Below are 22,309 nucleotides of genomic sequence, written 5' to 3' on the forward strand. Positions count from 1 at the left end.
TTACACTGTTTGCAAGGATTGTAGTAGCCATAAGATATTAAGGCCTCCCAAAAAACTTCCTGTTTTTTTGATAATAATACCATTTATGTATATTTTATTGTTATAGTGGAGTTGCACATAAATTTAAGCGACGAAAGGATGAAACACGATGAAGAAGTTTTTATTTTTAACTAGCGGTGTTTTAGCTTTTAGTTTATTGGGATCACCAGCTCTAGCTGCTTCCGATTTACCTGAAAATCACCGTTTTTATGATGAGATCGACTATCTTGTCGGAAAAAAAGTCATTTCTGGATACGAGGATGGTACGATGCAACCGGATCGCGTTGTCACGCGTGCGGAAGCAGCTATCATGATTGGCAAATTGAAAGGTCTAGATGGCACGCAAAGAGCGACAAATTTCTCTGATGTCGGTAAATCAAGTAAAGCAAGCGGATATATCGCTTCTGCTCAAAAAGCTGGATATTTAAGCGGCTATCCTGATGGCACTTTCCATCCAGATGCGACGATTACACGTGGCGATATGGCAATTGTGTTAGCAAATGTTTTCACAACGCCACTTTCTCTGAATAGTGGTTTTAAAGATATTTCACCAAACATGAAAGCATACGCTTCAATTAGTGAAATTGTTGCTTATAACATTGCAGCTGGTTATCCTGATCGGACGTATCGCCCGTTAACTGATGTCACTCGCGGTCAATTTTCAGCCTTTTTAGCGCGTGGTTTAGAGCCTTTCTTTAAGAACGATACCCATATGAAAAACTCATATTTACGAGATAAAACAAAAACGTATTCTTACAAATCGGCAAACGGTGAGCAATGGATCAACTATTTCACCAATAACTCGCAATTGAATGATGAGCCACTTGGCTTTGTTTGGGCAACTAAAGCAAGTAATGGAACCGTATCCTTTTTTACAGAATACGAAACTTACGATTCCTATGACGTCTGCTACCCTTTTTCTGAATGTATAACTGACTTAGTTTACCCAATCCAAAAAGGAAAAGTCTTTAATATCGACAATCCTTTTGCTCCGGAAAGTACAATTACAGGTGTGAATGTTTCTGTAAAAACAGCTTATAAAACGTTCACAAATGCTGTAGAAGTGACGATTCCATACAATGAAACAAAAGATCGAGACACGGGCTATAAATATTACATGGTCGAAGGCTTTGGCACAGTTAAAGCACTTAAGCTCGATGGCACGGTTGTTTCAGAATTGGTTAAAGTAGAATAGTGATAGTTTTATTGAATATAAAATTTGAATAACGAGAGGAAGAAACCGTTTGAAAAATCCTTTGATACTAACCAGTACTTTATTAGCTCTTAGTTTATTGGCATCACCAGCATTAGCTGCTTCTGATTTACCTGAAAATCATCGTTTTTATGATGAAATCGATTATCTTGTCGGGAAAAAAGTTATTTCTGGATACGAGGATGGCACGATGCAACCGGATCGTGTAGTCACGCGTGCTGAAGCGGCTATCATGATTGGTAAATTGAAAGGTCTAGATGGCACGCAAAGAACTACTAAGTTTTCTGATGTAAGCAAATCAAGTAAAGCGAGCGGGTATATCGCTTCTGCTCAAAAAGCGGGATATTTGAGTGGCTATCCGGATGATACTTTCCATCCAGATGATGCAATTACACGTGGTGACATGGCGATTGTGTTATCGAATGTATTTACAACCCCTTTCTCATCTGAGATTGGTTTTACTGATATTTCTCGAAACATGAAAGCATTCGAGCCGATTAACAAAATGGTGAATTATAACATTGCTGCTGGTTATCCCGATCGAACGTATCGTCCATTAACTGATGTCACTCGTGGACAGTTTTCAGCCTTTTTAGCACGCGGCCTCGAGCCTGTGTTCCAAAACGACACGCATATGGAAAACTCCTATTTGCGAGACAAAACCAAGGAATATTCTTATAAATATTCAGATGGTAGTGTGTCAACTGAGCGCTATGCAGATGGCGGCAAAGTAGCTGGGTACCCAATTGGTTTCTCATGGGAAAGTGGCACTGACAAAAAATCATATCACTCTGAAAATGAAACATACGATCAATATTACATCGCCTATCCTTATTCAGAAGTTTTAACTAAATTGCCATTCCCAGTTGAAAAAGGGAAAAAGTTTAACGTTGATAATCCTTTTGCACCTGAAAGTAAAATCACAGGCGTTAACGTAACAATTAAAACAGCATATAAAACATTCACAAATGCAGTTGAAATTACTGTTGAAAATGACCTTTCTCCTAACGACACTGGCTACAAGTATTATATGGTTGAAGGATTTGGTCGTGTTAAAACAGTTGCGCTTGATGGCACTGTAAACATCGAATTGGTAAATGTTGAGTAATGAGTTTTAGATATATTTGATAGAAAAATCCGGAAGCTATGCAGCTTCCGGATTTTTCTGTTTACTTCTTATTCGGTTTGTCAGTTTTTCCTGGCTTGTCGGGTTTCCCTGCTTTTTTTGTGATGGTAAATGTTTTTTCGGTTACATGTCCAGCAAGATCAACAACTTTGAGTTTGATTTCGTTTTCTCCCTCATTTGGTACTGGTACCGTTGTCGTAATGTTTTTGCTGAAGTTTTTCAATTCATATGGTGCTGTTAATTTTTGCGAGAAAATCTTACTGTCGTAGAAATAAGCATGAATTTCATCAAAATTGTCTTTGACGTTGAACGTGATTTCCACTTCACCTTGATCAGCTTTAACTTTTTTCGGTACGTCTACTAATGTAATCACCGCTGGCTTTGTATCTACTAAAACTTGACGGCGGATTTCCATTTCGTTGCCGAATTCGTCGATTGCTTTAACTTTTACGTAGTTAGAACCATCTGCCAATGTTAAGCTGTGGCTAAAGTTTTTGCCATCAAATTCTTTTGCTGGTTCGCCATTGATTGTTACTGAAGCAATTTTTGAATCGTCTTCTACTTTTCCACTTACCGCTACTTCTTTTGTTTTATGAACCGATAACACATCAGGTGAATCAATATAAACAACTGGTTTTACCGTTTCAGGTGTTGAGGCTAATAAATCAAGCTCTTTTTTGTTGCCGGCAGTGTCATAAAATACGGCCGTTAGCTTGTCACCTTCTTTTACTTCTGTTGCTACTGCATAGCTCAACACATTAGGAGCTAATGATTCGTCTGCAGGAGTTGAGTCATCTTCAGTTAATTCTTTGCCATTTAAGAAAACTTCCCAACGATCTGCGCCTGCTCCTTCTGGGTTATCTGTGAAGCTTGCAACTTCTACAAGTTTTGCTGTTTTGTTAAAGCTTGCTTTTGCTGTTGGTGCAACTGTATCGACTTTTACTGGGAATGTAATAGACTGCCACTGGGCATTTTCATAATCAATTACAGCGCTCAATTGAATTTGATAGTCACCATCTGCAACAGCTTTTTCGAGAACTTTTCCATCCCATGCATTTTCTTTGTTGAAATTATACGCTTCATCTGCTGAGTAATTTTTCACTAATTCTTTATCAGTTTGGATGGTACGTAAAGTTTTACCCGCAGCATCCAACACTTTCACTTCAAATTCTTTTGCATTTCTCAACAATGAATAAACTGGAATTACTTGGTCCATTATGCCATCTCCATTAGGAGAAAATGCAAATCGTTCGGGTACGTAATTTGGTTGATGTGTGCCTCCTGTAATTGTGTTGCCTTTTTCATCTGCTAAGAATGTCATTCCGTAATAAGTTGAATCATTCCATGCAACATAATCGAAAATATTAGCATCGTCCCACCCGCCATTAAAGCCGAAGTACGGTATGACCAATTCTGGATTTCCGGTTACTTCTTCATTAGCATCTGTTAATGTTAAGAAACCATCTACGAAAAATCCATTTGTAAATGCTTGATGTGCTGCATCCGTTTCTAAAGCACTAACATCTACTGCTACTGTAATTTCTTTGCTACCATTTGCCGGAACTGTTACCGATTCTGGTACATCAATTATTACTTGATCTGTGACAACATTTGAACCTACGATGTTTGGAGCAGTTACTTGAACTCCGCTCGCTGTGATCGCTTTATCCGTTTGGACATTTACAGCTACATTATAATTTGCTGCTTGGTCAGAGAAGTTTTGTGCTGTTACTGTAAATGTGAATTTACTATCTGTAATTTCTTTCAATGCTACTTTTGATTCGCCTGTAGCTTTGTTTGTTGCTACGACATCTGTCGATAAGGCATCATGCAATTGCATTAAACCTGCACCTTGACGACGTGGTGAAACAAATTCGCCTGGAGTCAACTGGACTGGATTGGCTGTATTCATCATTAAGTTTTTAGCAAATTGAACGCGTTCTTTGCCAGTTAAGCCTAATTCATTAATACGTTGGAAGATTAATGCCGTACCACCTGAGACATGTGGTGCTGCCATTGATGTTCCGCTCATTAACCCATACTCATCATTATTTAATGTTGAGAAAATATTGCCACCTGGTGCCGTGATTTCAGGTTTGAAATCTAAGTTTGGTGTTGGGCCCCAAGACGTAAAATCACTCATTTTCCCAGCTGTCGGGCTTTGCGTTTCAACGTACTGTCCATCAAACTTAATTGTCACTTTTTTGCCAGCATCAATCAATGTCTTCATTGCCACGCCATCTGCTTGGAGGGCTGACATATATGGAATTTGAATCGCTGGGTCCGATGCCATATTGATGGTTCCTGTTGTGTTGTTGTAAACAATTACACCTGCTGCTCCTGCCGCTTGTGCATTTAGTCCTTTTTCTACAAACGAAATACTACCGCGTGAGATAAGAGCAAATTTCCCTGTAAAGTCTTTTCCTTCAAAATCAGTTGTTGTTCCAAATCCAGCGCTTGCCACTTCATAAGAAGCTGCAGGTAAATCACGCGGATCTTTGTCGTTAGCTAATAAGTACATTGCTCGTCCAGCATCTGCTCCGTCTGCTTGATAAGCGAAACTCATCGCTGTGATAAAATCATTTTCAAAAGATGCTACGCCAAACGAATCAAACGAAACACTCGGTGATCCCGTTAAGCCGTAATCCTGGTTTTCCGCATAAGGATAGAAATAACCCGAACCTAACATATCTGAGTTTCCTGCTGAAATCGAAACTAAAATCCCACTATTCGTTGCGCGTTCAACTGCTTGTTGTTCTGGGTTTTGAGAATCTACAAATCCAGATACAGAACCTAAAGACATATTGATAACGTCTGCGCCCAATTTGATAGAATCATCAATTGCTTTAATGTAAATATCACCATAAGTTGATGGATATAAAGGATCGTTACCAAACACTTTTAACGCTAATAACTGCGCTTCTGGTGCCACCCCTTTAATGCCGCCATTTTCTTCGTCGCCATTTGCACCTACAGTACCTGCTACATGCATACCATGCATTGAAGCTTCAGGTCCAAGGTCTAAAATTTCTTTGTTTCCGTCCATGTAGTTATAGCCAAATGGCACTTTCGGTGTGAAATATTGACCACCTTCGATTGAACCATCGTTAAGCAATACGCCGACTTCATCTTTTGTAATTTCTCCCGAAGTATCATCACTTAGCACCATGTCTTTATGGCTTGGATCGATTCCTGTATCAATAACGCCGACTACCATACCTTCACCTTTATACTTGTAATCAGTCCAAACTTGTTGAGCTTGCACAAGTTCTTTTGAATATTTCATTTCTGGTTTAATCTCTGGACGCTTGTATTCAGTTGATTCGTAAACTGCTTTTACACCAATTTGGGATGCAATTTCATTTACTTTTCCAGCTTCAACTTGAGCTGAGAAACCATTAAAAACCGTTGTGAAATTCTCTAAATATGTAATCTCTGGTGCGAGCTTTGTAATAGTTGATTGAACTGAATCTTGTTCTAAACTAACTGCTGCTTCTAATGTTTCTTTTTGTTTCTTAGGTAAATCTTTGTAAAGTACCCCTTTACGTGTTGCATTTTCAATCGCTGGTTCGCTTTCAAGTTCTACAATAATCCGAACTTCTTTTTTCGGATCTTTCGGATTTTTAAGCGTTTCTGGAATTTTTACTGTTGGTTTTTTCAACTGCACCTCTTGTTTTGCTTCACCTTTTTTATTTGGTGCTGCCGAAACACTTGTTATGCCTGTTGAAACTGAACCAAAGGCTAGTAAAAATACCAATGCCATCAATAAAATTGAACGTATCTTTCCCAAACTTTCTCCCCCTCAAAATATAATAGAATTTTCAAACTAAAGACAGTTTAAATTTACCATATTTCAACACTCTTGCCATTAAACTTATGATAGTTTTTCGTTACATTTACATTACAATTATTACAACTTATTACATGTAATGATGTATTCGGTCATCGAAAAAAGCCATACCATATTGGTAGGCTTTTTTGATTGTATATGAATTTATCGCTTGTACTTACATATTAGCAAGCCGGTAAATAAAAATTGCTAACTGACCTCGCGTGACATTTTGACTGACTCCAAACTTTGTTGTAGTTAAGCCATTTGTGATATTATTCGCTGCCAAAGCATTTACCGAGTCTTCATAGCGTTCTGAGACATCAGTGAATGGCAATTTCTCCTCATTTGGTTGTAGCTTATACCCATTTTTTAAAATTAACGCAATTTCGCCTCGTGTAATTTTTTGTGTAGCACCAAAGCTTGTTTTCGTTTTCCCATTAATATAGCCTGCATGTTTTAATGCATTTACCGCGGAAACTGCTCTTGCTGGCACGTCGGTAAATTCAGAAGCTGGAGCTGTTTCCATATCCAATTTGAGTTCTTTCGCTAGCCAAATCGCTGCGTCAACTCTTAAAATTGGGCTTTGAATACCAAATTTCGTCGTAGTTTCACCATTTGTGATTTCATTTCTTACTAAATAGTCTATTGCTGGAAAATACTCTTTTGGTACATCTGTGAACATATCCGCTGTTTGCGGGACTGTTACTTTGATAGAAATCGTTTTACTCCCTAAACTCGCAGTAATCGTTGTATTTCCAATTGACTTTGGAACTACTTTTCCTTTTACGACTGTAGCGACTGCTGGATTCGCAGAAAGCCATTTTGCCGTTTCCGTAGCGCTGATTACTTCACCTTTAGTGTAGCTCGCGGTCAGTTCAAGTTGAACTGATTTGTCAATTGCACTCGTTATCGATGTTTTATTCAAACTTAGTTTAACTAATGGATTGTTTACTTCAGAAATTCTCGGTGCTTTGTAGGAAGAGATCTGGATCAAGCCATTACCATAGCGGATATCTTTGCCTACTTCCCCTAAATCTTTTGCTTCTTCAGTCATGATTGCCCGTAATTCTTTGTTTGTTAATTCTGGATACGCCTGTTTCATCAAAGCCAATTGACCTGCGACATACGGCGTAGCCATAGATGTACCTGAAGACAATCCATAGCCATTATTTAATACAGTACTGTATACTTCGACTCCAGGAGCCATAACTTCAACAGTTGAACCAGTAGAAGAGAATTCTGCACGGAGCGATTTTTGTCCCAATGCACCAACTGCAATCACTGTAGAATAACGAGCCGGGTATTCAACATTGTCAGCTGTTCCATTAATATCCCCAACATTCCCCGCCGCTGCAACTATTAATAATCCATGTGCATAAGCTCGGTCAAAAACCTCTTTAAAAGCTGTGGAGTTTTGTGGCGACCCTCCACTCAAGTTGATAATATCCATACCATTTGTGATTGCCCATTCGACACCTTCAATCAAATCAGATAAATAGGCATTTCCTTCGTTATCAAAGGCTTTCACAGCGTACAGTTGTGCATCGTAAGCCACACCTTTTATGCCGATGCCATTGTTGCGTGCTCCGATAATGCCGGCGACATGTGTACCATGTCCTTGGTCATCTTTATAGGATGTCGTATAGTCAACAGTCGATACTCCTCCTGCCACCACCAAATCATTATGTGTCGCAATCCCTGAATCGAGAACGGCGATTTTCACACCTTTTCCTGTAAAACCTGAATCCCACGCTAATGGTGCTTTTATTTGAGGGATTCCCCATCCTTCAGTTTGCGAACTAAGTGAAAATATGATATCTTCTTCAATAAATCGTACAGTCGGATCCGCTAAAAGCTGTTGTGCTTCTGCTTCTGTCATGCTCGCAGAAACTACGGATATTTCGTCAAATGCTTCTACTTGAGAACCACCGAAATCTTCAGTCTTTTTAGCAATTGAGAAACCTTTTTGTTCTTCTTCATAAACAATAATCATGCGCTTTTCTTCATCTTCTTGTGCCATCGTTGTTAACTGGCCAAGTCCCAATGACAAGAGTATGGCGATTAATGTGCCGTATACTATTTTCATCAAAAACACCCCCCACTCGACTTCTCTTTGTTCATTTCAACTATTTTCAAAAAAACTTTCATACACAGTATCCAAAATTAGGTAAAAAGATGCTTTTTTTAGCTTTTAAGCCAATTTTATCAATTGTTTGATTACTTATATTGTACGCAATTCTGTGAAAGATAGAAAGGTCTATATTATATTTTTGCAAAAAGAAAACCAGCATTCACAACAGAATGCTGGTTTTCTTTTTATGGAACTAACCTGTTTATAATAGGTAGTTTTTGCATAACTAAAATGATACCAAATGAAATGCTGAAAATGAGGATCCACACAAGTGGCACACTAACAATCGGATTAAATGTAGTTTCATTGAGACCGAAAAATTTGTTTAAATAAATTTGGATAATCGGATGGATGATGTAAATACCAAATGTCGCAGTGCTGATGCGTGTGATCCATGCGTTTGGTTTAATCTTGTTCGCCATATGTTGGAAGCCAATAAAGATGAATAAAGTGATTAGTAAATTATTCGGTCGGTAATGTTCATAGAAAAATTCATCGAATTCGCCTACCGGTTGAGCCATATTTAAATAATAGGTGCCCCATACCGTTAAGATATAACTAATCAGTGCGAGTGTGCCAAGTGTCGGCAAGTATTTTTTCGGCACGGGGTATAAAACGAGATATGCGCCGAGTAAAAAGTACCCGATATACGGTTCAAATAATCCTGCCGAAAAAGCGACTTCAAAATCGAAGAATTTTGGAAGGAACGGCAAAAAGCTTGAGAAAATAATCCAAAACACCAATAACGCTTGAAAAGTTTTCTTGTCCATGTGTTGCACGAGTAGTTTTAAAAATGGAGCCATGAGATAGAGGCCTGTAATGGTATAGAGAAACCATAGGTGGTAATAGATATCATCAGTTAAGAACTGAACGAAAATTTCATAGGCAGTGTACGATTCTTCTAATTCGAATATGTTGTACAGGGTGTAGATGATGCTCCAGAAGATTAACGGAATGACTACTTTGGATAAACGCTTTTTGAGAAATATCAAAACGCTTTCTTCTTTGCCACGGGTTAGCAGCAATGCGCCACTTAGCATGAAAAATACAGGGACGCACCAGCGCAATCCTGCATCAAAGATGTTGGCAAAATGCCAAATCCAGTCGTCAGTTGTGGTGTTGTTGATGATTTTTGATACTACATGAATGCCGACGACGACGAATATCGATATCGCCCGCAACCAATCCATATAGTCGTATCTTCTGGTCATTATTGTGGCTCCTTTAAGTTGTCTTTTTAAAACGTAGACAGGCTTCTTCTAATCGTGCGGTGAGGAATAATAGAATGATTGCTTTGTGTTTTTTGTTTTTATCAGTAAAATAATTCGCATTATTATAGAAGAAAGATTTTATATTTTCTTTTATTCGCTTTCTTATTTTAGCTTGTTAATGCGATTAGAGCCACTACAATTTGATTGCAATTGTGTTACTCGACTAATTGTTTACATAGTTTGAGAATGTCTTCGCGCCGTGTGTCGAGTAGTTCTTGGCCGAGTTTGATGAGTGCGTTGATGTTTTCAGCAGAGCCATCGTCTAGTTTTTCGGTGCCCGGTTGGAGTAATTCGATTTGAAAGCGGTAATAGCGTTGACTTTCTTCTCGATTTGGCAGTACAAATTTTAGTTGATAGTCGACGACATCAGAACTTCCGTCAAGCAGGATATACCACAAAGGCTTTGCCCAGCCGAGCAATCCCCACGTTCTAAATTTCTCGAATTGAATGGTTAGTTGTGGATTTCCCGTGCCAAGCGATACAATTAATAGCTCTTCGTCTGGAAAAATTTCTTTTGCGTCTGCATAAGCACACATCGCTGGGTTATTGGCAAACACCCCTCCATCAATAAAGCTAGCTTTTGGATAGGCTTTGATTTTTTTCGGAATAAAGTAAGTGGGTGCTGCAGATGCCGCACGTGCAACGTCTCTCATCATGACATCTCGCTCAATCTTTTTCGTAAGAATGTCTCGACTTTTGAAAAAAGCAGTAAAGCGTCCATGAAGTTCGTAGCTAGGGACGACAACATGAACAATCGCTTCAGAAAGCATAGTGGATCCGAAATATTTTTTAAGCGCTTTTTCAAGTGCCATTGCTTGGTAACGACTCGTAAAAATACCACGAGTAATTTTAAAAAATAAGGATTTATTGAAAATTTCGTGTGATTCTTCTTTGTAAAATCCCAGAAACTGTTCTGCTGTATAGCGAGGCTTGGTCATATCTTTCGGATCTGGTGCGACCAGTCCGAGCGCTAAAATACCACCTGTCGATGCTCCAACGACCAAGTCGAATAGCTCTGAAACCGGTTTTCCACTTTGGGCTTCTAGTTCGGCAAGTAGCATTGCAGGAATCACTCCTCGTACGCCACCCCCGTCAATTGCTAAAATTCGTTTCATCTCCACACCTCTTTTCAGAATGTTCAGACTTTATTTTATTGTATGAAGTCTAGCTGTACTTGTCAAAATTGGCAAGTAAATCATTATTGTAATCTCATTAATTGCGCAATTAAGATAACATTTTGCTTTTTTACTAATCTATTGATAGGTAGATTTGCTACAAGATTTAGCACAGTGTTTTTTAGGACTGTATAGATAAAGTACAACTATGCTATTTATTTGATTTGTATTTATTTTACTTTTAATTGTAATAAAAACACCAATTTTTTCGATAAAAAGTAGTTTTTCATTGGAAAATTTGAGATTTCTAATTTTTTTCGACTCGCAAATGACTGGTATGAAAGGTTTTTAAATCTTTATTCCGTTTGTTATACAACTGTAATATAACTGCAATTGAATTGACGTTGTTTTTCAGTTGCTCTATCTATATAGTAAATTACAGAGCAAAATATTATTAATTCATATACTTGGATAATAAAAACTTGGAGGAACCAACAACAATGAAAAAGATATTCTTTACGTTATTTGCAGCAGGATCATTGCTATTTGCTAACTCAGTCACTGACACACAGGCAGCTCAACCCATTCAAAATGAAGTTACATCTTCTCAAGAAATTACAGTTTCAACTATAGAGCAAGTTGCATCAAGCAAAGCAACTGCCAAATCCGGTACATTTAAAACAAAATACAATTCAAATGTACGCGCTGATGCGAGTACAAAATACAAAGTTGTTACGGTTGCTAAAAAAGGCGCCGTTGTTACAGCAACTCACCAAAAGAAAGTCGGCAACTCGACTTGGTACAAAGTAAAAGTCAACGGCAAGTCTGGTTGGATTTTGAGCACATTGTTAACTTCTACAACGGTTAAGAAAGCTTCTGTTTCAACATCTTCTTCTGGAGTAGTTTCAGAAGCATTGGCATTGAAAGGCATTCCTTACAAATTTGGTGGCACAACAACTGCCGGGTTTGATTGCAGCGGATTTATCCAATATGCGTTCAAACAAGCTGGTAAGAGTGTTTCCCGCTCGACGTTAACGCAATTTGCGGAAAGCTATACAGTTAGCACTCCACAGCCAGGAGATTTGGTTTTCTTTGCTAATACGTACCGCGCTGGGATCTCACACGTTGGGATTTACATCGGTAACAACCAGTTCGTGCATTCAGGCGGAGCGAAAGCTGAAGTTAAGAGCATGGATGATCCATACTGGGGCAAGAAATTCCACAGCTTCAAACGTTTCTAATTCAATCTGGATTTCCAAAAGGGTGACCCGAAAGTCTGCTAATAGCAGGGTTTTGCTGGTCCCCTTTTTTATTTTGATTTTTGGATGGGAGAAATCGCTGCAGGTGGGCGCTTTCCTGCGGGCGAAGCGCTGAGCCTCTTCGTCGCAAGCTCCTGCGGGATCTCATCACTCGGCTTTCCCGCGGGAGTCGCCATCTTTCGCTCTTTCTTAGGTTTCTTCGCATAGTATCGAAATAGAATACTATGCGAACTTTTATATCAATATTAGAAGTACTACGTAGCTATTTGTACTATCGCGTTTCGCATGCGAAACGCTGGCATTTTATAGGAGCATAGCGGATTGCTTTTATGGGTTGGGGTTGAGAGTTTTTAGATGAACTTTTTTAGCTGTTACATGAATTTTTTAACCTGTTACACGAACTTTTGAAGTCTTTACATGACTTTTTGGTCTCCTTACATGAATGCAGTCCTCTTACACTAACTTTGACGCGTTTTACATGAACTTATTAACCTGTTACCTGAACTTTTGACATCTTTACCCGACCTTTTCAGCTCTTTATATGAACTCAAAAATTCTCAACCGGTGCACTACGTTTCAGAATCTATATTTGGTTTAACACAAGTTCAAAAAACTGATTGGAAGCTGTTCGCGTGGCGAACAGCCTAACATAGTAGCTATCGCTTTTTATCCAGTCTATTTCACAAATAAGATGTGACTTCTCATGAAATATCTGTATAACAGCAGAATGCTTTTGTAAAAACATGGAACTGCCAGATACCCCCTACTCTTTCTATCTCATTAACCAATTATCTAGCCGAGGAGCGCCACGGGCTAGACGAAGCAAGAAGACGAGTGCTCTTCTCGGCTTCTTGCGAAAGTCATGCCCAAAGCGAGCGAAGGCGATTTCTAAAAATCCACACTATCTACTACTCAAAAAGTACCTCCTACTCTATCAACCAACTACCCAGCCAAGGCGCGTCCAAGGGCTAGGCGAAGCGAGAAGACGAGTGCTCTTCTCGGCTTATCGCGGGAGCCATGCCCAAAGCGGCCGAAGGCGACTATTAGAACTTCACACTATCTACTAATCAAAAAAAGTAGCTCTTTCTATATCAACTAACTACCTATCCGAGAAGCACCATGGGCTAGACGAAGCAAGAAGACGAGTGCTCTTCTCGGCTTCTTGCGAAAGTCATGCCTAAAGCGAGCGAAGGCGACTCTAGAACATCACAAAATCTATCACCACTTCCCAGTACTTCTAAACACACAAAAAAGCAGACTCTTTAAGAGCCTGCTCCTTACTGATTGACAATACCCTCTATTTGATAATCTCCATATTCATCAATAACAATCGTATAGATTCCTTTATGCGAAATGGTAGACTTTTTGTCGCTTGTTTTGTCGTGATACGCGAACTCGGCTTCTGCTTCGACCAGTGCGCTGTCGCCTTCGATTTCGATGGCGGTGATGGTTGGCTGGACGATGTCGTAAATGCGATCCGGATCGCTGTATTCTTCAATTAGTCCAGTCGCTTGTTGTTCGGCGTTGCTGCCTGGAAAAATGTAAGACAAGTAAAAGCTCGATTCTCTATCGTTTAGTGAATACGGCAATAGCTCGTAATACGAGGAGATAAAGCTTTCGAGTAGGTCATCGGCGAAGTACGCGTCTTTAACGTCTTGCAGCACAATTTCCTGCTCTTCGGGTACGATTGGGTTATTAATCCATTCTGTTAACTGATTCCATACGGTGTAGATTGGGATCGCGTAGCCTGATTCTGGGTTTTCTTCAATAATAATGGAGTTGATGCCCAACAATTTTCCGTTATCCGCTGCGATTAATGGTCCCCCGCTCGAGCCTTGAGCGATTTCTGCGCTCATCTCGTATAGATTGGTGTATTCAAATTGATCGGAGAAATCTAGAGCGGTATCGGTGATTTCGCCTGTCGTAGCCGTGTTGCTTTGATCGTTCGGGCTACCGATGGCGACGACTGGAGTACCAATGTCGACGGATTTCATTTCGATTTCAAGTGGTTCTTTGCCGGCTAGTTCGTCGACGCGGACGATGGCTAAATCCTGTGTTTCAGACTTCCCGATAATATTGCCGTTAAATTCCTGGCCATCACTGTTTTTAACGGTGATATAGGAAGCATCTAACACCACATGAGCATTCGTTAAAATGTCACCTTGGTTGTTGATGAGAAAGCCCGAGCCCTGTTCGAGATCGGTATACAATGTGTAGACATGCGTTTTGGCATTAGCAATCATCGATATTAGGCTTTGTTCTTCTTCAACTAATTTTGTTTCTTCTTTGACCGGCGTAGTTTCTTCTGACGATTGGCAAGCACTCGTTACAAAGAGCAGAAAAAGAAAAAGCGGGAGTATCACTAGTATTTTTGTCTTGTTGTGATCTCGGTTCATTTGCGTCACTCACTTCTGTGTATTGTTGCTATGATTTGAGTTTATTATATCAATTAGAATCCAATAAATCTCTAGACAAAAAAGAAAAAGCACCCTTTCCGAACAGTATTCTTGCGAACACTGTTCGTTCTGGATGCTTTTGTTATTTACTTTTTCTTCATTTGACCTTTATTGGTTACAACGGTGTAGTTTCCTAGCTCGTTAATGCTAAGTGTAAATACGTTGCCGGCCAATTCGCCTTGGATGATTTTCCATTTGCCTTTGTCGTCTTCACGGGCACCAAACTGGATTTTGATGTCGCTTGTAGTGTCGAATGCCAGTGTTACCGATGATGCGAATTTCAAAGGAAGCTCGTTGCCCGTAGCATCGGTTAAGATCATGTTGATTTGATTTGTTAAAGTAGGGCGTTTGTCGACTTCTTTAGCGTCGTCAACGGCCAAGTTTAATACAAATCCTTCTCCAGCGGCGTTTGCGATTTGCTGCAGATTGCTCGCTGATAACGTTAAATCAGCAGTTGGCATATCGATTAGCAAGTCTTTTCCGCTTTCAAGCAATTTCGCAACGGTTCCTTCTGAGAATGTCATAGCAAGTTCGCCGTTTTCATCTAGTTCGCCGGCAGTTACTACTGCTTGGTCTCCAGAAAAATCCGGTTTTGCTGTTTGTTCGCCTGGAACTGCTGGTTTTTCAAATGAAATTTGTGCAAGTAATGGATCGTGATCGGATGCGCGCCCGTGCTCTTCCATGAACATCGCGTTAATGTGCACCATATCTAGTTCTGTGCGTTGTGCTAAGTTGTTTGTCACAAGTAAGTGATCGAGTACTTGTGAATTTCCTTGGTAATAATACGAATAGCGATCTTCTAATGGTACGTCTTCGACTTTATTTGTTAAAATGTCGCCTTTTAATGCTTGTAATGCTAGTGTGAATTCGAAATCGTTCATGTCACCTGCAACGATAACATTAAGATTTGGATTTTGTTCAAGTCCTTCTGCGATAAAGCCGTTGATCGCTGTTGCGAGTTCGATGCGTTCTTCAACAGAGCCAAAGAATGGAGGCTGGTTTTTGCCGAATAATGGCTGATCTCCACCTTTAGAGTTTAAGTGAGCACCGATGACCACAACTTGCTCGCCTTGGAAATCAAATTGAGCTGCGATTGGTTTACGTGTGTTTGGCATTGCGATTGGTTGAACGCGACCTGGGTTTAATGCAAGTTCGCCGTCTACCCATGAGTTTGTTTCAGTCGCTGTGCCTTTTGTTCCTTCAGAAAGTGTTACGCGTTCTGGGTTGTATAAGTAACCTACGCGAATGTTCCCGCCTGGTTGTCCGCCGTCTTGATTGTATTCAGGTGCGATGTCAGTCCATTCGTATGTTGGGCCGCCAGCAGCTTGAATGCCTGCAATTAGCCGCTCATAACTTGCTGTCGCGTCACTATTTCCTGAAGTAGTTGGGCCATCATTGTCTTGTACTTCTACCATAACGATGATGTCTGGTGAATTTAAGTCGTTTACAAATGATTCTGCAATGCGTTGTGCTTTTGCGTCAGACGTATGTGAAGGGTCTGCAGAAAAGTTTTCTACGTTATATGCTGCTACTGTTAGTTTTTCTTCATCTTTAACAATCCACGTTTGTTCTGGCTGCGTGCCGCCGTCTACTAATTGTGGAAGGTCACTTTCTCTAGACCATAGTTTGTAATTTCCAAAACCAAAGCCTAGTACGCCCGTAATTGTACCGTTGAAAGAGTCCCCAGCTTTAGCTACGTAGCTTTCATTATCAAAATCGACTGTAATGCGTTCTGGGTTATAATCATTTTCTGAAAGCAAAATTCCACCTTGTTTATGGAATTCTGTGTTCGGTGAGTTTTCCGCAACTACGGTTACTTCTCCGTATTTTTGCGGTCCGACCACTTGTGCGTTTGGTACAGCTAAACGCATCAATTCAAGTGATTCCCAGAAATCAACGCCGTCTTCGCTTGGGTCAAATGACGTTAAGCCATCGTTGTCGATCTGTTCAGATGGTGGCTGAACATCTTCTCCGATTACAATTGGTGCTGGCAGTGGAGCTGTTCCTGTTTTAGCTACATTCGTTGCACGGATGCGCGTAATTGGTAAATCACTGTCTTTTGCATCTGAATAGCCTTCTTGGAAATGTTCTTCTACAGTCCCGTTAACTGTAACTAAATCGCCAACTTCTAGACCGTTTGATGCTTTATTGACAATCAATGCTTCTGACGTTGTGATGTCGTCATCAGGGTTGGTGTCTTGAATAATGAAGTTTGCTGAGTTGTATATGTGCGTAACTACGCCCACAATTTCATTGACAACTACGCCTTGATAATTTGAGTAATGATCAGTGCCTTGAATGTCACGGATTTTTAAGTCTCCTGTTTTCAAGACGGTGTATTTGAATGTGAACATTTCAGACGTTTCGTCAGCAATTGCGATCGCTTTAATCGTTACGTCTTTTTGTAAAACGATTGGTGCTGTGTATTTCGTGCTAGTAGCTGTTGGTGTTGAACCGTCAAGTGTGTAATAAACACTGGCGTTTTCCCAACCAGATGCTAATGTGATTTCAGTGCCTTCAGAAACGACACCTGGGAATACATTTACGTAAACGGCTGGTTTGTTGACAAGGTCAAAACTCTCTAATCCAAGTGTTTTCACTTGGTACGAATCATAAAATTTCGAAGCGATTCCTGTTACATGAATTAAATCGCCTTCTTTGTATTGCTTAGTAAATTGTTCAAAACTCAATCCGTTACGGTTATCGTTGCGGATAGTTACCGCTTCGCCGTTTTCCGCAACTGCTGAAAACTCGAACGTGCCGTATGAGTTTGTAGATTGCAAACCGGTGATTGTAACATTCCGTAACTCAATGCGCTCGCCTTGTGTGTCTTCATTGACACCAATTGGCGTTAAGGTTTGCATGTCTGGCAATGGATTTCCTGAAGAAAGAACTTCTATTTTATTCGGTTGAAGTTGCAACTCGCCGCTATATTCAGAAACAGTGCCTGTTAAGCGGACAGTGTCTCCTGGAGCAACGGTTGCACTAGATGTGTAAACATACATTCCGGCTGTGTCGTCTTGGATGTAAAATGCTTTGCCGCCCCAGAATCCAGTTCCGGTTGTAACGGTCGCATCCACTTGAATCAATTCCCCTTGCATCGTACGTGCTTGTGCAAGAGAATCGACAACAGTCGCCGTCGGTGGTGTTTCACCTGGCGCAAGGATGGTGAAAGCTGTTGGAGATTTTAGGCCCGCTGTTTGGAAATAAGCTTCTAGTGACCCTGTAATGGTCACTTGTGCTTTGAAATTAGATGGGTTATCCACTAAATTCAAACCTGCGCGGATTGATCCAGAAGGCAATTGAACCGGTAGTATTTTTGTTGGATCAGTTTCATCCGCGGAATCAGCAAGCCCTAAATTTGTAGCAGAGGTAAAAGGCGCTTCCTGATCGTAGTTGGTTTTACTAATCGCGATACCTACAATGTACCCTTTCACTGTGGCGGTTCCTGAATTATTGGCAATGGCTTCTGCTACCGTAATCGGTTCTGCTGCAGTTGCCGACGTTGCCAAATAAGGCAGTGCCGCCGATAAAACTAACACTAAGCTTAACAAGATCTTCCCGAATGCATGTTTAGACAAGTTCTTCACTCCTGACTAATTTTTTTTGGTGCCTATCCATTATAACCGAATTATGTAAGCGCTTTATATAGTTTTTGTAATTTTCTTGTTAATTCGCTATATTTCTGTTTAAGTTCACATTTCTAGGGAAATAATAAGCATAAAAAAAACCAGTTCTCGAGAACTGGTTTTTGATAGGTGTTAAGTTCTTATTTCATAAACCAAATGACTGAGTAATAGCCTACAGCTATTTTATAATCGTAAAGTTTACTTCTGTCTCGTTGCCTGCTGCATCGACTACTTTTAAGGTAAATTCGTTGTCACCTAAATCCGCTACAGGAACATCGATCGTAATGTCTTCATCAAAGCTATTTTCTCCGTAAGGCTCGGTCATGGCATGGCTGTATACTTCACTATCGATTAAATACACTTTGATTTGGTTCATATTGTCTGTCACGTTAAACGTAATTTCCGCACTGTCTTGGTCAGTTTCTACTATTTCAGGAACCTCCACAAGTTCGATTTCTGCAGGTTGTGTATCGATTAGCACTTGACTCCGCACTTCGAGCTCGTTGTTTGCTTCATCAATTGCTTTAACAAATATATCGTTGCGTCCGTCTTCAAGCGTTAAAGTATGCTGGAAAAACAGACCGTCAAATCGATTGGCTTTTTCACCGTTTACTGTAACCGACACAATACGCGAACTGTCTTCTACAGTACCAAATACATCGACACGTTTAGTGCCGAACACATCAAGTAGTCCTGGCGAAAGAATAGAAATGGCCGGTTTATTTGTATCAGCAACTGCTTCTGTTAAGAATACGGTGGTTTTATTGCCAGCCGTGTCATGAAAAACCGCTGTGAGTCGATCGCCTTTGTTGATCGCAACTGGCAGTTTGTAGCTGGTGGTTTTTGGCGCTAGCGATTCGTCTTCAAAGGTATCCAGGTTTTCGGTCAGTTCGACACCGTTATGGAACACTTCCCAACGGTCCGGCCCGCCACCACCTGTGTTATCAGTGAAACTTGTGACGTTCACGGTATTGGTTGTCCCGTTGAGCGTCGCCGTTGCCGTTGGTGCGACCGTGTCGACCAGAATTGGCATCGTTAACGCTTGCCACTCCGCATCCGGATAGTCAATGACCGCACGCATTTGAATTTGATAATTGCCGTCTTTGACGGGTTTGCCAAGCACTTCCCCGTTCCATTCGTTGATGAAATCGTAATAATACGAAAAGTATTCAGCGAAGTTTTTCACTAAATTCTTTTCCGTTTGCAAGGTCCGCAGTTTTTTGCCATTCGCATCGAGTACATTAACTTCTAATTGCTTGGCATTTCGCAAGAGCGAGAACACGGGAATAATCGACTCCCGACTGCCATCGCCGTTTGGTGAAAAGGCAAAGCGTTCCGGGATAAAACCTGCCTGATGGCTGCCACCGTTAATAATTTGCCCAAAATCATCGGTCAAAAATGTCATTGCGTAAAACGTATCTGGATTCCACGCGACGTCATCAAAAACAGGCGCGTCGTCCCATCCGCCGTTGAAACCGAAATATGGAACTGTAAGCGGCGTGTTGCCCGTTACTTCTTCGTTGGCATCGGTTAATGTAATAAACCCATCAATAAAGTATCCGTTCGTAAACGCCGCAAACTCTGGACGTCCACGTAAAGTCGAGATATCGATTGTCACATTGATTTCCTCTATGCCGTTTGCAGGCACCGTAACGGTCTCGGGTAGAGTGATATTGACGAGATCTGTCACAACGTTCGATCCGGCACGGTTTGGATCGGTAATATCAATTTTCCGCTCCGGGTGCTTACTAGTGTAATCGGTTTGTACGCTGACTGCGACATTGTAAGTCGCAGCCGTGTCCGAGAAATTCTCAGCTTGCAGTGTCATGGTGATGAAGTTGTCTTTGATTTCTTTTAACGCGACTTTAGCGTCTCCTGTATTTTCGTCCGTCACCATTACATCCGTCGACAATGCGTCATGCAACTGCATGAGGCCCGCTCCTTGGCGACGCGGCGATACATATTGCCCGGCGACGAGTTCCACGGGATTGGCCGTGTTCATCAATAAGTTTTTCGCAAACTCGACGCGGTCCCGCCCTTCTAGTCCCAGTTCTTCGATGCGCTGGAAGACAAGTGCTGTGCCGCCTGATACATGCGGTGCCGCCATAGAAGTTCCACTCATCAAGCCGTACTCATTGTCGTTAAGTGTAGAGAAAATATTGCCTCCTGGTGCGGTGATTTCTGGTTTAAAATCCAAATTGGGCGTTGGTCCCCAAGAGGTAAATTCACTCATTTTGCCGGCATTCGGATTCGGTGTTTCCAGTTGTTGACCGTCAAAAGCAACGGTAACTTCTTTTCCTGCATTCAACTCGGCTTTCATTGCCAATCCATCTTTTTGTAAGGTCGATAAAAATGGGATTTTAATATACGGATCAAATTCCATATTCACAGGCCCTGTCGTGTTGTTGTAAATAATGACACCCGCCGCACCCATCGATTCCGCCATAAAGGCTTTTTCTGAAAACGGAATAACGCCTCGTTCAATTAATGCAAATTTACCAACAACATCTTTTCCATCAAAATCTTCTGGTTGGCCAAGCCCCACTTCGATAACCGCGTATGATTCTTTCGGCAAGGTGGTCGGATCGACGTCATTTGCCGCGATATAGAGTGCTCGACCGGTTTGAACACCATCTACTTGATACGTAAAACTTTCTGTCGTAATTACACTGTTTTCAAATGACGCCACTCCTAACGAATCCATCGCGATTCCCGGTGTGCCAATTAGCCCATAATCTTGATTTTTCGCAAATGGTGATTGAAATCCAGATCCAAGCAAGTCTTCATTGCCTGCAGAAATAGCAACGAGTATGCCGTTATTGGTGGCGCGTTCTACTGCTTGCTGCTCCGGACTTGAGGTATCGACAAAGCCCGCCGTTGCGCCGAGTGACATATTGATGACGTCTGCGCCTAGTTTAATGGCGTCATCCATTGCTTTGATGTAAATGTCACCGAAAGTCGTCGGATACATGGCGTCATTGCCAAATACTTTTAGCGCTAGTAATTGCGCTTCTGGAGCAACGCCTTTAATGCCACCGTTTTCTTCATCGCCATTGGCCGCAATGGTTCCTGATACGTGCATACCATGCATCGAAGCCGTTGGGGCAACGTCTCGAATTTCTGTGTTGCCGTCCATATAGTTATAACCAAAAGGAACTTTTTCAGTAAAGAACGCGCCTTCTTCAATGCTATGATCCGAAACAAACTCTTCGACTTCCACCTGTGTTAACGCAGCCGTTTCGTTATCGCTCAATATCATATCTCGGTGACTCGGGTCGATCCCTGTATCAATCACTCCGACAATCATGCCTTCTCCTTTAAAACCGTAATCGCGCCAAGCTTGTTGTGCTTGCACGAGCTCTTTTGAATGCTTCATGAGCGGCTCTACTTCTGGCCGGTCGTATTCGGTTGCCTCATAAACCGCCTTTACACTCGGCAGCTTCTCGATTTCTGCGATTTGACCTGCTTCAACTTCTGCAGAAAAGCCATTAAATACTGCTGTAAACGTTTCGATATAATCGATTTTTGGTGCTACTTTAACGATTGCCACTTGCGCAGCTTCTTGTTTTACTAGCGCTACTGCTTCAATTTGCTCTTTTTGACGCTCCGGCAATTCTTTATACAGAACGCCTTTTGTTGTCGCCGCTTCAATGGTCGGCTCTTCTTGCAACTCAATAATGACACGCACCTTTTCTTTTGGCGCTTGCGGTTTCAACATCGCTTTTGATAAATTGATTTCTGGACTTGGTGCTTCTGACAGCGCTTGGCTCCCAAAAGCGGCAAAGCTACTCCACACCAATACCAAACATACCAATACACGCGTTTTTCCCATACGTGTTCCTCCTCTTAATCGATTATTATCTCAATTATCAAATAGTTAAATCAGCTTCATTTTTCCAGTAAAACCACCAAAAGTCCATGGTTCCAAAGCTATCTTATTTGTTGGATTTTGGAGGGATATTTGGGTATTTCGATTATTCGGGATACTCATTTTTCCCTTTTTTTAGGTGGCTATGATGATACGGTTTGGTTTACCTCGGTGTTTCCTCCGGTTACCCGGGTGTTCTTTGCGGTTACCCGGGTGTTTCACGTTTATACACGAATTACCTAAAAAACCAAACACTAGATGATAGCTCTTCGCCAGCGAAAAGCGAAAGTGCAAACCGCTCGTTTCTTGCGCGGGAAAGCGTGTAGGGATGGAGAAATACGTGTAACTTGGATGTTTGTTTGGCTTTCCC

At 41.1% G+C, this 22,309-nt stretch carries 10 protein-coding genes; 3 read left to right on the top strand and 7 right to left on the bottom strand.

The features are described 5' to 3' along the window. Positions 1-148: 148 nt before the first annotated feature. The gene (locus MLE13_RS10725; protein WP_240749709.1) at positions 149-1,234 is read left to right on the top strand and encodes an S-layer homology domain-containing protein; all 1,086 of its coding nucleotides are present in this window, start codon (positions 149-151) and stop codon (positions 1,232-1,234) included. Between the two features lie 49 nt (positions 1,235-1,283). Next, positions 1,284-2,360, top strand: a complete 1,077-nt coding sequence (locus tag MLE13_RS10730) for an S-layer homology domain-containing protein (protein WP_240749710.1) — start codon at positions 1,284-1,286, stop codon at positions 2,358-2,360. A gap of 61 nt (positions 2,361-2,421) precedes the next feature. Here MLE13_RS10730 and MLE13_RS10735 read toward each other — a convergent pair whose 3' ends face one another. The 4 genes from MLE13_RS10735 to MLE13_RS10750 form a co-directional block, all read right to left on the bottom strand. Continuing rightward, complete coding sequence (locus MLE13_RS10735; RefSeq protein WP_240749711.1) at positions 2,422-6,168, bottom strand: S8 family serine peptidase; 3,747 nt, start codon at positions 6,166-6,168, stop codon at positions 2,422-2,424. Between the two features lie 217 nt (positions 6,169-6,385). After that, positions 6,386-8,296 (bottom strand): S8 family serine peptidase, encoded by a 1,911-nt coding sequence (locus MLE13_RS10740; RefSeq protein WP_240749712.1) that lies wholly within the window; start codon positions 8,294-8,296, stop codon positions 6,386-6,388. Between the two features lie 230 nt (positions 8,297-8,526). After that, on the bottom strand, positions 8,527-9,552 hold the full coding sequence (locus tag MLE13_RS10745; protein WP_240749713.1) for an acyltransferase: 1,026 nt from the start codon (positions 9,550-9,552) through the stop codon (positions 8,527-8,529). Between the two features lie 215 nt (positions 9,553-9,767). Next, on the bottom strand, positions 9,768-10,727 hold the full coding sequence (locus tag MLE13_RS10750; protein ID WP_240749714.1) for a patatin-like phospholipase family protein: 960 nt from the start codon (positions 10,725-10,727) through the stop codon (positions 9,768-9,770). Positions 10,728-11,227: 500 nt separating this feature from the next. Between MLE13_RS10750 and MLE13_RS10755 the strand changes: the two genes are divergently transcribed. Further along, entirely contained in the window at positions 11,228-11,968 is a 741-nt protein-coding gene (locus MLE13_RS10755; protein ID WP_240749715.1) for a C40 family peptidase, read from the top strand. Between the two features lie 1,295 nt (positions 11,969-13,263). Here the strand turns inward: MLE13_RS10755 and MLE13_RS10760 are convergent. The 3 genes from MLE13_RS10760 to MLE13_RS10770 form a co-directional block, all read right to left on the bottom strand. Continuing rightward, positions 13,264-14,382, bottom strand: a complete 1,119-nt coding sequence (locus MLE13_RS10760; protein WP_240749716.1) for a S1C family serine protease — start codon at positions 14,380-14,382, stop codon at positions 13,264-13,266. A gap of 146 nt (positions 14,383-14,528) precedes the next feature. Beyond that, on the bottom strand, positions 14,529-18,023 hold the full coding sequence (locus tag MLE13_RS10765; RefSeq protein WP_240749717.1) for a DUF6359 domain-containing protein: 3,495 nt from the start codon (positions 18,021-18,023) through the stop codon (positions 14,529-14,531). A 226-nt stretch (positions 18,024-18,249) separates the two neighbouring features. Further along, on the bottom strand, positions 18,250-21,903 hold the full coding sequence (locus MLE13_RS10770; protein WP_240749718.1) for a S8 family serine peptidase: 3,654 nt from the start codon (positions 21,901-21,903) through the stop codon (positions 18,250-18,252). Positions 21,904-22,309 lie beyond the last annotated feature (406 nt).

Origin of the sequence: Planococcus halocryophilus (assembly GCF_022489025.1) — a bacterium.
Classification (GTDB): domain Bacteria; phylum Bacillota; class Bacilli; order Bacillales_A; family Planococcaceae; genus Planococcus; species Planococcus halocryophilus_A.

Excerpts from the sequence above, each read along its gene's own strand:
- MLE13_RS10740 (WP_240749712.1), bottom strand. The coding sequence starts at position 8,296 with ATGAAAATAGTATACGGCACATTAATCGCCATACTCTTGTCATTGGGA.
- MLE13_RS10770 (WP_240749718.1), bottom strand. The coding sequence starts at position 21,903 with ATGGGAAAAACGCGTGTATTGGTATGTTTGGTATTGGTGTGGAGTAGC.
- MLE13_RS10760 (WP_240749716.1), bottom strand. The coding sequence starts at position 14,382 with ATGAACCGAGATCACAACAAGACAAAAATACTAGTGATACTCCCGCTT.
- MLE13_RS10755 (WP_240749715.1), top strand. The coding sequence starts at position 11,228 with ATGAAAAAGATATTCTTTACGTTATTTGCAGCAGGATCATTGCTATTT.
- MLE13_RS10725 (WP_240749709.1), top strand. The coding sequence starts at position 149 with ATGAAGAAGTTTTTATTTTTAACTAGCGGTGTTTTAGCTTTTAGTTTA.
- MLE13_RS10750 (WP_240749714.1), bottom strand. The coding sequence starts at position 10,727 with ATGAAACGAATTTTAGCAATTGACGGGGGTGGCGTACGAGGAGTGATT.
- MLE13_RS10745 (WP_240749713.1), bottom strand. The coding sequence starts at position 9,552 with ATGACCAGAAGATACGACTATATGGATTGGTTGCGGGCGATATCGATA.